Source organism: Vibrio sp. MarTm2, from assembly GCF_027587055.1.
In the GTDB taxonomy this organism is placed as follows: domain Bacteria; phylum Pseudomonadota; class Gammaproteobacteria; order Enterobacterales; family Vibrionaceae; genus Vibrio; species Vibrio sinaloensis_D.
The window spans coordinates 1-12,394 of the sequence record NZ_JAPPTK010000016.1 but is presented as its reverse complement, the minus strand read 5'-3'; the positions used below and the strand labels follow the sequence as shown (position 1 = coordinate 12,394).

Here is a 12,394-nt window from a genome sequence, read left to right as displayed (position 1 = left end):
TATGAAACCAATTAAACTCGTACTACAAGCTTTTGGTCCTTTTGCCCAAAAGCAGGAGATTGACTTCACTCAATTGGGATCAAATCCGCTGTTTCTCATCAACGGACCAACCGGATCGGGGAAAACGTCGATTCTTGATGCAATCTGCTTCGCGTTGTACGGCGAAACGACGGGAAATGAGCGTCAAGGCATTCAAATGCGCAGTGATCTTGCTCCGCTCTCAGTACCAACTGAAGTGATATTAGACTTTGCGTTGCAAGGAAAGACTTACCGAGTGACACGTTCTCCCGAGCAAGAAGCGCCCAAAGCTCGCGGTGAAGGGACAACCACAAGAAAGCACACGGCGTCTTTGTATCAATTGGGTGAGCCAGAAGTTCTAATCGCCGGTAAAACGGCGCAAGTGAAAACAGAAGTTACTGACCTACTGGGGTTGAACGAAACCCAGTTCCGTCAGGTAATGGTGCTGCCGCAAGGTAAATTTCGAGAATTACTGCTCGCAAGCTCGAAAGATCGCGAGGAGATCTTTGGCCAGCTTTTCCAAACCGATATTTACAAGCGGATAGAGTATTCTCTGAAAGACAAAGCCAATGCGATAAGCAAAGCGAAGAATGACTTTGACCATGAAATACGGGGCGCATTGAGTGTTGCGGACGTTGAATCTGAATCTGAGCTTAAAGAACAACTGACCAATCTAACAGCCGCGCTAGAACACGCGACAACCCAAGAGCACGATGCGGCTGCGCAGCTGCAAGCGCAAAAACAAACGCTTCAGCAAGCTCAAACTATTCAACAGCGCTTTAGTGAACTAAGCGCGGCCTCTAAATCATTGGCTGAACATGTTGCTGCGGCAGACCGCTTTACAGAAAAGCAGCATCTTGTCGATATGGCGATAGCCGCCAATGGTTTAGCTTTTACCCATAGCCAATGGAAGCAGAGTGCTTTGCAGTCTGAGCAGGCAGCGAATCAACTCACCAATGCGAAAGAGAAACTGACCTCAATTAAGAAAGAGGTTGAGAATTCTGCTGCCCAGCAAAAACAGGCAGCAGAGCAAGTCGCGACAGTACCAGCGCTCAACGATGAGCTTTATACTTTACAAACCATTAAATCCAAATTGTCTGAAAAACAGCGGGTTGATGCTCAGTGCACATCACTGGAAACGTTAGCCGCCGAGCAACAACAGACGTTAACGCAGTACATCGCGCACAAACAAAGCCTCGAACAACAAGCAGAAGAGGGCAAGGCGAAATTTGAGCTCGCAAGGCAACAGCACCATGAGAAGCCTGCCGTTGAAGCTGCAATTGTTCGTTTACAGCGTTCGATGTCGGATCTCCAAAAGTTTACTCAACTCAAAAATGAGCTTGCTAGCCAGCAGAAACAGCTTACGCCACTCGAAGTTCAGCTGGCGAATGCAAATCAAGCCTTATCGGAAGCCACACAACAGGCTGATAGGCTCGATTGGGCTTGGCATAGTGCTCAAGCAGCGGTGTTGGCACAAAAGCTTCAAGATAAGGTGCCATGCCCTGTGTGTGGCAGCGAGGAGCACCCCAATCCAGCGCGATTTGAAGGCGAAGAGATTACAAAAGAGCAAGTCGAACAAGCCCGTGCCAAAGAGCGACAAGCGCTGAATACCCAACAACAGGCAATGAGTTCCCTTGAGCAGCAGCAATCGTTAATCGCTGCGAGTGAAAAGCGAGTCGTTGAGACGGCGGCAGAACTTGGAACACTAGCGCAAGCCGACCACATCGCGCTTGAAGAGGAACTGAAATCTAACCAGGGCAAGCTCAAAGAGATCGAATCGCTTGATTTAGCGAACTTGGAGCGAAGCGTCACAGAGCTTATCCAGCGCAGTGACAATGGTGAGCGCAAGATTGCAGAGCTCAAAGAGGCAATGTCTGCTACGCAAGCACAATTAACTGGATTACGAGAGCAATCGACAGTGTTAGCTAAAGAGATCGGTGAAACTTACCAAGAGGTAGGGGTAGTCGACCAAGCTTTAGTTCAATTAAAACAGCGTATTGACAGCATCAACCATGCGCACGACCTTGCGCAGAAACAGTTCCAAGCCATGTCCAACCAGCACTACGAACTTGAAGGGCAAGTGAAAACGCTCAGCGAACACTACGAACAAGTGACGTTGGCACTAACCAGTAACGCTCTATCTTGGCAGCAGGCGCTGGAGAAGAGTCAGTTTTCTGATGAAGTGGCATTTCTTGCTGCAAAAGCGCACGATGAGCAGCTGAAACAATGGCAAGAGGAGATACAAGGCTACCAACAGGCGCGAATCAAACTCGAGCAGACAGTACAAAACTTGACCGAGAGCTTAAAAGAGCAAACCGAACCAGATATGGAGGCGCTGAATGCACAACATGCTGAGGTCGAATCGCGTTATCAAACAGCTCGTGCTGAGTTAGATATTACTCGCTCTGCTTATGAGCGCGTCAACAAGGTATGCGAAGATATTTCACTGCTGCACCAAAAGAATGCCGAGTTGGAAAACGAGTACAAGGTATTCGGAACCCTTTACGATGTGGCGAGTGGCAAAACAGGCAGTCGCGTTAGCTTACACCGCTTTGTGCTTGGCGTATTGCTTGATGATGTTCTTATTCAGGCTTCTCAGCGTTTGAGTCTAATGAGTAAAGGGCGCTATATCCTATTACGCAAGACCGAAGGCTTTAAAGGCGCAGCCGGACGAGGTTTGGATCTGATTGTCGAAGACGGCTACACAGGCAAAACGCGAGATGTGGCAACACTCTCTGGCGGTGAGTCATTCATGGCGGCGCTTTCTCTCGCGCTCGGCCTTTCGGACGTGGTTCAATCTTACAGCGGCGGCATCCGTCTTGATACCTTGTTCATTGACGAAGGGTTTGGCAGTCTCGATCCAGAATCACTTGATTTAGCCGTTCAAACCTTGGTTGATCTTCAGCAATCGGGAAGAACCATCGGTCTTATCTCACACGTCTCTGAACTAAAGGAGCAAATGACACAGCGTATCGACGTAGAGCCGACCAAACTTGGTAGCTCCATCAAACTCGTGTCATCTTAGCGGAAGATTGGGAGCTCAAATATGGAGGGCTCCCAAGATATGTGCTAATTGTTAATTGAATAAACCCATAAATATAAAAGCAATATAGATAGTCAGCGAGTCGGATAGGTGATTAATGGACGCATTTCGCGTAGCAATCCAAGACACGGTCAACAAAATATACCAGTACGCAGAGCCTAACCTTACCTTAGTTGGTTGGATGGGGCTGCTAGGGTTTCCTACATACTACTACGTATGGAGCTATCTATTTCCGCAACCATACGAAAGTTTGGCATTAAGAACGTTTTGTTCTTTGCTGTTCGCCGTTATTGCGTTTCGTAATCAGTTGCCTGAGCACTATCGGCGCTATATGCCGTATTACTATCTCGTTTCTATCACGCTCTGTTTACCGTTTTTCTTCTTCTACATGATGCTGAAAAACGACTGGTCAACGATCTGGGCGATGTCATTTATGTCGTCCATTTTCCTGCATATTTTGCTCGTGCATCAAACGCGGATTGTGTTGGCTCAAGCGGGGGTGTCTATTTTCATCGCTATTGTGCTTGTTTATGGTGCCGATATGAATAAGGCGCTGAACGATGTGGTTTGGCCCTATATTCCTATTTTCCTGTTTACCTATGTGTTCGGTAACTTATTCTATTTTCGAAATCAAGCCGAGCACGAGAGCAAGGTGTCGATTGCCAAATCATTTGGCGCTGGCATTGCCCATGAAATGCGCAACCCGTTAAGTGCGCTTAAGGCGTCTATTGAAGTGCTGAGCTCCATTTTACCAGCGGATAAGAGTGGCTCTCAAAGTGGCATCAGTATATCAACGCATGAACTGTCGATGGCCAGAGAGGTTCTTGATGACGCTGATGAAGTGATTCGCAACGGCAATGAAGCCATCGATCTGCTTTTAACTTCGATTGATGAGAATCGAGTGTCGACGTCTACGTTTAGGAAACACTCCATTGCTACGGTCACGCGACACGCGCTTGAGAGCTTCCCTTACAAAAGCGGCCATGACAAATCTGCGGTGGAGCTGGTTGTCGAGCAAGATTTCGACTTCTTCGGTAGTGATACCTTAATCAAATACGCGCTCTACAACCTGCTCAAAAATGCGTTTTACTACCAAGCCGACAATGATTTTAAAATTGTCATTACGCTCACCCGCCGCGATGATAAAAATCAAATGATTTTCCACGATAACGGTGTCGGTATTGCTCCCGATGTTATCGAGCATGTTTTCAAGGATTTTTATACCTTTGGTAAGACCGGCAGCTACGGGCTTGGCCTGCCTTTCTGTCACAAAGTGATGGTGGCGGTTGGTGGAATAATTGAGTGTTATTCTATTCTGGATGAATGGACGCAATTCACACTCACGTTCCCAGAATATAAATCTAATGCGGTAGGGTCGATCAAGATCGATCTGATGAAGTCAAAATCCATCCTGCTGATTGGCGAACAAGGAACCTTTAGTAATATTTTAAATGAACACGCGTTTTACCAAGGGTTTCGATTTGTCACTTTGGACCTTGAGGCGGCGAGTAAAAAACAAGAATATGAATTCGAATTTGATGTCATTTTTATCGACTTCGATATTGCACTCAAAACGCCAAGTTTGATGAATGAACTTGAAGCAAAACTGCACTTTACCGAAGGACGCATCGCACCGTTATTCCAAAGTGATCTCTCGTATCACGACAATATTGAGCGCCACCTAGCCATCTATCCGGTTGAGAAAGAGCGCTTGAAGCAAGATCCTGATAGCGTGCTCGATCAACTTCTGTTTGAACAGCTCGAACCGAGCCGAAGCGTTATTCCAAAGAAACGTGTTTGCCACGGGAAAACCATCGTTATTGCGGACGACAATCAGTCTCTGCGTGCTTACACGTCGATTTTGTTGGAGCAACAAGGGTTCGAAGTTATCCAAGCTCAAAATGGTCATGAGGTGATCGAAAAGCTTCAACAAAGCCCTGTAGACTTGGTGATTATGGACATCGAAATGCCGTCTCTTAATGGGTTGGAGGCGGCCAATGCAATACGCAATTCAGCCAGTGAGTATGCCAATGTTCCCATCCTTGGTCACACGGGAGACTCAACGGCGCTTGCTATCGATAAAATTCAACAAGCGGGCATGAATGACTATGTCATCAAGCCCGCAGGCACCGATGTTTTGCTCGACAAAATTGCCAACTGGATTTAAGTGCCTTCGCTTAGAAGGCACGTTAACGTGACTATAGAATGTATAGGTTAGGTTGCTGACGAGCCGACTGAACCGCTGCGATGATCTGGTCCAGTTGTTGTTGTGTGGCGCTGCTATTTAATGAGAAACGAATGATGTTTTTGTTAGGAGTGGTTGCTGGCTGACAAAAAACGGCGCCAAATACGTGTTTACTCTCTAGGAAATCTCGTACGTTTTCTGTGTTTCTCTCATCACCGGTTTCAAGCGTGACGATTTGTGATTCGCTACGAATCGTTACGCCGATTTGCGTCAGCTGTTGTTTCAAATAACGACTGATTTTGCGCAAGTGCTCACGCTGGTGGTCACTTTGGCGAATGATCTCTAAGGTTTTGTCGAGTCTCTCAATTTCATAGGGCAACATGGCTGAGCTAAACACTGCTGGGTAGCCAACAAATGGAATGCACTCATTTGCTCGATTGTTGCACCAAATCGCTCCCGCACGATAGGCAAAAGCCTTCGCTAAACTTGCGGTCATAAAATCAACTTGGTGGCTGAGTTTGAGGCTCTTGAGCAAACCTTCACCATGCTTGCCATGAGTTCCAAGGGAATGGGATTCGTCTATAACCAGAGCGCAGCCATTCTCCTTCGACATTAAGACAATATCGATGAGAGGGGCAACCGTACCTATTGTGCTATACACCGAATCAATCAAGACTAAACCGGGTCCGTGGCGGCGAATCAGCTTTTGTAAATGACGGACATTGTTGTGCATAAACGGATGGATGTTTGCCCCTGCAATTCTTGCCCCTTCCCAAAGTGACATGTGGGCAAAGAAGTCAATATAAACCTGGGTTTCGCTATCGCAGATGGTTTGCAGCAAGGCTAGGTTTGCTGACCAGCCCGATTGAGATAATAAACAAGAGCTAAATCCCGTGTAGTCTGCCAGTTTGCGCTCGAGCGCGGGTTTTCTATCTTCACTTTGCAAGAACACCCCAGACATGACGGATGTGTGCCGTTTTTCGAGTATGGCTTCGGCGTGACGGTGAATGATCTCGGGGTGGTTCGCGAGATCAAGATAATCATTGCTTTGCAGTACAATATCGTCATCGTTGGGCTGGGCACCCATCACCAAATGTTTGCCGTTTTGATGGCAGTTAACGAGCTTCGCTAAGTGATGTTCTATCTTTTTGTTTATGAATTCTGGAGATGGAGGGCATAGGTTTAGCGTATTCATAATCGTATATCCTTTATTTGAAACCATGTGCCAGCTGACGAAAGAATATATGAATGAAATTTAATAATGTTTCTAGTTAAGATAATTATATTTTCGTGGTGGGTTACAAACAAAAATATCAACTATAATGCATAAGGGAAGTCTTCCCTAGGCTACGGCACTATAACTTACTGAAAATTCGGCGATAAAAGTTAGCCTTTTGCAACGTTTCGGGTTCAGAAAAACGCGTAAAAAAGCATGCTAGGGCGGAAATTGTTACAGGTTAGAAATAGCAAATAGATGGCTAGTTTGCCGCTTGATTCGTGCGATCGGATGAAAACAGCTCAGGCCAGTACATTTTTATGTAACCCACCGAAACCCAAATCACCAACCCTGTCGCGACACTTAACTCGAATAGTCCAAAATGGTGGAGCCAATGCCATTGAGGGTGATATTGCTCAAAGAAGCTGGTGAGTCGATGCATTGCAATGGCGCTGATGACAGACGGAAACGTAACCGCTGCAATAGAGGGCTGAAACTTAAGCCTAAGTAATTTGAAGTAACACAAGTAAATAAACAGCGTCATGGTGACTGCTATGCCAGCGAGAGCGCCGGTGAGGATTGGGTCTGGCTGTGGAAAGTTCACTAAGTAGGTCGCCAGCGTCAGGTTAATTGGCGCGGCCATAATAGCAAGGGTGGGTCGGGCGCGTCTTGGCAGCATCCCTTCAAACATTAAGCGATAAAGTACCAGCGGCAGCATGAAAAAATAGATCGCGATACAAACTGACACCAAGGTTTCGGAGAATACGGTATGACCAAACTGAGTGCCAGCCAGTGAGCTACTGATAAGCCCAACGGGATACAAAAACCAACTAGGGACGATGTTCGATATTTTGAAGTTGGTTAATTGGAAACCAAAGAACATCACCATCATGGTAAGGTGCAGTAATAACGCCGCAAACCAAAGTGGGTAGGCGACAACGGGTGAAATAACCGCTAAATAATCGCATAGAATCAGTAGTGCCATGCTCATCGGAGCCATCAAACTGCCACTAAGCGGATTGCGAATATCGTTAATGAATGTATTCGCATTGGTGAGGTATTTAACTAAGACAGGAAACAGCAATATCGCACCAAGAGAGGCGAGATAGGGGCGAACGAACTCACCAACTTCAGGAATATACAAGAACCACGCGTGTCCCAATCCAATAACACCCAGTGCAAGTGCAGCTTGCGATGGGGGTACACTCTGAAATTGTGTTAAGCGTCTCCAGTTCAACGACCTATTCCTACTTTGTGCGAGTAAATGCTCTAAAAATCGATCGAAGGTTTTGCGAGTTACCGATTTTTCTGCGCAGATGATAACAAGCCAAACGGTTGCGATGCAATTATCATTTCACTTCGCTAGGTAGGTCTTCCTGTCTTAACTTCTCATTTTTAAGAGTTCTGTGGAGCAATTGACTGTAGATTGGCTGCCCACCGAGCATTTGGGCAAACACCACTGCACCTAAGCTGGTGATGATCAAAGGAAGGATCAAGTAGTAATTATTGGTCATTTCTATCACTAACAGTATTCCTGTAATTGGCGCTCTCACCGTTGCGGCAAACAGTGCACCCATTCCTGCTATCGCGAACATGCCGGGCTCAATCATCAAGTCAGGTAACAGTTGATGCGCAATCAGACCAAACGCATAACCAAACAAGGTACCTAAGGCTAACATTGGCGCGAAAATACCCCCCGGTGCGCCCGAACCAAAACAGATCATGGTAGTGGCGATACGGGCGACAAAGAGCAATAGAAGAAACCCTGCGGTATAGCCGCCGCTGGCAATATTTGGAATCAAGGTGATTCCGCCGCCTGTAATCTCGGGCATGTAGAGTAGAGTGATGCCGAAGAATCCCCCAATTAAGCTACCGGTAATCAAATAGCGCTTACGTTCGTTTTTGTGGACTCTGGCAAAGAAGTCTTGTGACAGTGTCACTAGTTTATTAAAAACAACACCAAAGATACCAAACATAATACCAAGTAAGAGAAAGAGCCAAAGCGCTGGTAACTCCGGTGGCTGATACTGAGGTAAGGTAATGACGGCTGATTGCCCATTAATAGCGCGAAAGACAATATTGGCTGAAACCGCAGAAACAATGACCGCTTTTATCGAGATTAATGAGTACCGAAACTGAGGGCGCATCTCTTCAACGACAAACATAATCCCCGCTAAAGGTGCATTGAATGCCGCCGCTAAGCCACCCGCAGCGCCAGAGGCCAATAGGCTGTGTTTGGTGTCGTCATCTTTTACTCGAAAGATATCGGTTACCATGCGACCAATCGCGCCGCCCATCTGAACCGTCGGGCCCTCGCGACCGAGCACCATGCCGGAGCCGAGGGTACCCATACCGCCAAAAAATTTAACAGGGATTACTCGCCACCAGCGTACCGGGCGAATTCCATCCATCGCACCCTCGATTTCCGGTATTCCAGAGCCCGCGGCTTCCGGTGCGAATCGATGTACCAAAAAATAGCCAATGAATGCCAGCGAAGCGCTAATTAAAAATGCGCTTAACCATAGTGGTAGAGCACTTCCAATAGAATCTTTCAGCCAGTCGGTACGGGTTTCAGAAACAAAGTGCACCGCCAACTCAAATAGAGTGCCAACAAAACCAGCAAGAACGCCAACGATAATAGAAAGTAACAGGACTGAAACGGGCGTTTTGTCTTTGGAGAGAAATTGATTGATCGCGTCCTTGGGTACTGCTGCGAGTAGGGACTGCTTGAATTTCTCTCTTTTTGTCATGGAGTGTTTTGCCTCGTACGATAAGCGGTGGAAATGATGTTACGGCAAATTATACGCCGGTCTATGCGTAACTATAGCGACAAGAATGGAATATTGATTTTCAAATATGACAATTTAATGAGACTCGTGGTGAATCGAGAGAATTTAATTATCGGATCGGTATCACAGAACCGATTAAATAGGGGAGATGATCAGCTTGCAAACTGGTGGTTTTGAACCATAGTTAAAGGGTAAGACAACTCGAACCAACCCGCATGGAGGAAATAGTGTCTTACCTACAATTTGGATGGATTCAATGATAAAAATTGAAAATCCTCGTTTTACATCGAGTGGCGTAAGTCGCACTCGATTCGCAGACTCACGATTGAGTAACGAGGGATAGGGCGCACTGAATGGTGCGCCTTTTGTCGTTTAGAGAGAGTCGATATTTGATATGCGTTTTAGCACGCCTTCTAACTCATCCCATGGCAATAATTGGCTATCAATGACCTCTAGTCGGCTTTCAAACCCTTCAAGAGACATTTGATTCACCGAAACCACGCCATTGCTAACATTGAATGCAAAGCAGCCGTTGTTCGTATTGAGAACACCTTTCACGCGTTCAGCGGTAAGGTCAGATAAAACTGAGAAAAGGTCATCAAAGTCGAACTCGACTTCAGCACCAAATATCCAGCCACAGCTAAAGTAACCCTGTCCTTTGTTTTCTTTGCGGACAAAGGTTTGGTTTGGTGGCAACTGAAATTGCGGCTCTTTTTCGGCATGTTCGTGGTGATGCGACTCAACCTCATTCGACTCAGTAGGGTTTCGGCGCGGACTATCGAGTAACTCGATTGGGAAATTACCGTGCTTTACCAGCTGGCTAAAGATTTTCGGTGGGGATTGATCGGTAACCCAATCGTTAAATGCGTCAACATCACCCACATGACATTCATCCACCTTATTACCGATTACAATGTCGGAGATGGATAATTGATCATTAAAGTTCTGATTCTCTATATATTTGGGATTTGAAAGGTTACGTGGATCTACCAAGCCGATTGTGGCTCTTAGGTCGATGTAATCTTTAAACTGACTTGACGTCAACGTAGCAAGAACTTTATGTGCGTGGCCAAGGCCTGTAGGTTCAACGATTAGGCGATCTGGGTTGGTACGTAGCAGGGCGGTGATAGCGACAGACATAGGCACACCAGCGGCGCAACACATGCAACCACCAGGTACTTCTTTAATCAAGGCGCCTTGCTCGGTCATTAACGCGCCGTCGATACCAATTTCACCAAACTCATTGACTAGCACTGCCCAATTTTCACTTTCGGGCTTGTTCTTGAGTAGATTCAAAATGGCCGTTGTTTTCCCCGTGCCAAGAAAACCGGTGATGATGTTGGTTGGAATTCTCATAGAAAACTTCTCATTGTTTGTTTTGTTACACTATAACAAAAACTCAATCTTTGTGATCAAAAAAGGGCAGTGATGTGCTGCCCTGTTTAAGTCTTCTAGCGCTTGTTTCTGAGGTAGCGTTTGCGACGTTCCTCTTTCTTCTTCGCTTTTTCTTCTGCTTTGCGTGCTGCTTCAATCTCAACTTCAATAAGCTCTTGAGTGATCATTTCTGGTCGCTCTAGCGTGATTTGTCCAAGCGTCCCGCCTCTTAATTCATGAAGGAGAATCTCAGAGCACTTGTGCAGATCCACTCGACCTCCGGCGCGCAGTGCACCCCGTTTGCGACCAATCTCTTCCATTAGCTCTATATCTGACTCAGGTAAGTCTTCAATTTGATAGCGCTCTTGTAATCGCTCAGGGTAGGCTTGGGCTAGATATTCGACTGTGTAAAAAGCAACTTCGTCATATTCCATGGCGGTGTCTTTTACTGCACCAGTCGCGGCCAAACGAAAACCGCTGTGAGGGTTTTCGACTTTTGGCCATAAAATACCCGGGGTATCGGATAAAACGATGCCGTTTTGCAAGTTAATACGTTGTTGACGTCTAGTCACCGCAGGTTGGTTGCCTGTGACTGCGATGGTTCGACCTGCAAGAGCATTAATGATGGTCGACTTGCCCACATTTGGGATCCCCATAATCATGGTACGAATGTTTTTACCAATTTCTTCGCGGTGGGGAGCAAGCTTACGAACAAGCTCCATGATTTTATTCACTTCGGCTTGCTGTGACGTAGTGATCGCGATCGCTTTTACATTGTGTTCTTTCTCAAAATGATCAATCCAAAGTTGTGTTAGCTCTGGATCGGCAAGGTCTCGCTTGTTCAGCACTTTGACAACAGGTTTATCACCTTTGAGCTCGGCGATCATCGGGTTTTCACTACTAAAAGGAATGCGAGCGTCGAGTACTTCAATAATGACGTCTATTTGAGGAATCGCTTCTGCAATCTCTTTTTGAGCCTTATGCATGTGGCCCGGAAACCATTGAATTTTACTTGCAACCATATGAAAATCTTACCTTTTATTTTTATGGTTAGGCTGGTGGGGTATCAGGTGGGGTACCAAAAGAGAAATCAGATAGAGGGGTACTGGAAGTATTTAACGACCACCTGATGCCACGTCAGCATTGATGTGATCATTCTAACACTTTAATTGTTTAGACGAAAATCTTAGTCGTTTTAAAAATTTCACAAGTTAATTAGTGAAATTGAGTTTTCTGGCTTGATCCACCTACCTCAGTACGCCGACATAAACTCAGCTCTTAACAGAGCATTTATAAAAAGTAATATATAAGATGGATGGAATATAATTGTGGGCTACTTATATACTGTCTCTTTTAATTTTGAGGTTGAAGCTTTGTTCTGTATCTCGTAAACGTTTTAGGGTACTCAGTCTCCAAGTATATAAGTTTTCCAAACTAGCATTGCTGAATTCTAAGCGCTCAGAATTTAGAGATGATGATCTGCTTTAACCTATCTATGATGATTCATATACAATTTCTAAAATGGTTTGTAACCAAGTAGCTATTCTTTCCCAATTTTTCAGAAATCCACTTCAGTCTAAACTAGAACTCAAAAATGCATTGGTAATTTAGTGAGTATGGAAATTTCATTTTTCGGGAGATTTAAAAACATCCGTTCTAGATTTAAATTTAGAAAGTGCTTTGATAAAGAAACTAGCGAAAATTTCAATCATATGAGGAGCACAGTGATCGTGTTTAATTATCACCTCATTTATTGGTTGAATTTTTTT

Annotated in this window: 7 protein-coding genes; 2 read left to right on the top strand and 5 right to left on the bottom strand. The window is 45.6% G+C overall.

Annotation, left to right across the window (positions count from 1 at the left end):
* Position 1: 1 nt before the first annotated feature.
* Together OH458_RS20090 and OH458_RS20085 are read left to right on the top strand one after the other, a co-directional pair.
* On the top strand, positions 2-3,043 hold the full coding sequence (locus tag OH458_RS20090; protein WP_269979597.1) for an AAA family ATPase: 3,042 nt from the start codon (positions 2-4) through the stop codon (positions 3,041-3,043).
* Between the two features lie 115 nt (positions 3,044-3,158).
* Entirely contained in the window at positions 3,159-5,228 is a 2,070-nt protein-coding gene (locus OH458_RS20085) for an ATP-binding response regulator (protein WP_269979596.1), read from the top strand.
* A gap of 31 nt (positions 5,229-5,259) precedes the next feature.
* On the opposite strand, the gene cqsA is transcribed toward OH458_RS20085, so the two are convergent.
* The 5 genes from cqsA to ylqF all read right to left on the bottom strand — a co-directional run bounded on the left by cqsA (position 5,260) and on the right by ylqF (position 11,647).
* Entirely contained in the window at positions 5,260-6,441 is a 1,182-nt protein-coding gene (gene cqsA, locus OH458_RS20080; RefSeq protein WP_269979595.1) for an alpha-hydroxyketone-type quorum-sensing autoinducer synthase, read from the bottom strand.
* A 283-nt stretch (positions 6,442-6,724) separates the two neighbouring features.
* A complete protein-coding gene (locus OH458_RS20075; RefSeq protein WP_269979594.1) occupies positions 6,725-7,699 on the bottom strand; it encodes a TDT family transporter in 975 nt (324 codons plus the stop codon).
* Positions 7,700-7,811: 112 nt separating this feature from the next.
* Positions 7,812-9,212, bottom strand: a complete 1,401-nt coding sequence (clcA, locus tag OH458_RS20070) for a H(+)/Cl(-) exchange transporter ClcA (protein WP_269979593.1) — start codon at positions 9,210-9,212, stop codon at positions 7,812-7,814.
* 411 nt (positions 9,213-9,623) lie between these two features.
* Entirely contained in the window at positions 9,624-10,607 is a 984-nt protein-coding gene (locus OH458_RS20065; RefSeq protein WP_269979592.1) for a CobW family GTP-binding protein, read from the bottom strand.
* A gap of 95 nt (positions 10,608-10,702) precedes the next feature.
* A complete protein-coding gene (gene ylqF, locus OH458_RS20060; protein WP_269979591.1) occupies positions 10,703-11,647 on the bottom strand; it encodes a ribosome biogenesis GTPase YlqF in 945 nt (314 codons plus the stop codon).
* Between the last annotated feature and the right edge of the window lie 747 nt (positions 11,648-12,394).

Excerpts from the sequence above, each read along its gene's own strand:
- OH458_RS20090 (WP_269979597.1), top strand. The coding sequence starts at position 2 with ATGAAACCAATTAAACTCGTACTACAAGCTTTTGGTCCTTTTGCCCAA.
- cqsA (WP_269979595.1), bottom strand. The coding sequence starts at position 6,441 with ATGAATACGCTAAACCTATGCCCTCCATCTCCAGAATTCATAAACAAA.
- OH458_RS20085 (WP_269979596.1), top strand. The coding sequence starts at position 3,159 with ATGGACGCATTTCGCGTAGCAATCCAAGACACGGTCAACAAAATATAC.
- clcA (WP_269979593.1), bottom strand. The coding sequence starts at position 9,212 with ATGACAAAAAGAGAGAAATTCAAGCAGTCCCTACTCGCAGCAGTACCC.
- ylqF (WP_269979591.1), bottom strand. The coding sequence starts at position 11,647 with ATGGTTGCAAGTAAAATTCAATGGTTTCCGGGCCACATGCATAAGGCT.
- OH458_RS20065 (WP_269979592.1), bottom strand. The coding sequence starts at position 10,607 with ATGAGAATTCCAACCAACATCATCACCGGTTTTCTTGGCACGGGGAAA.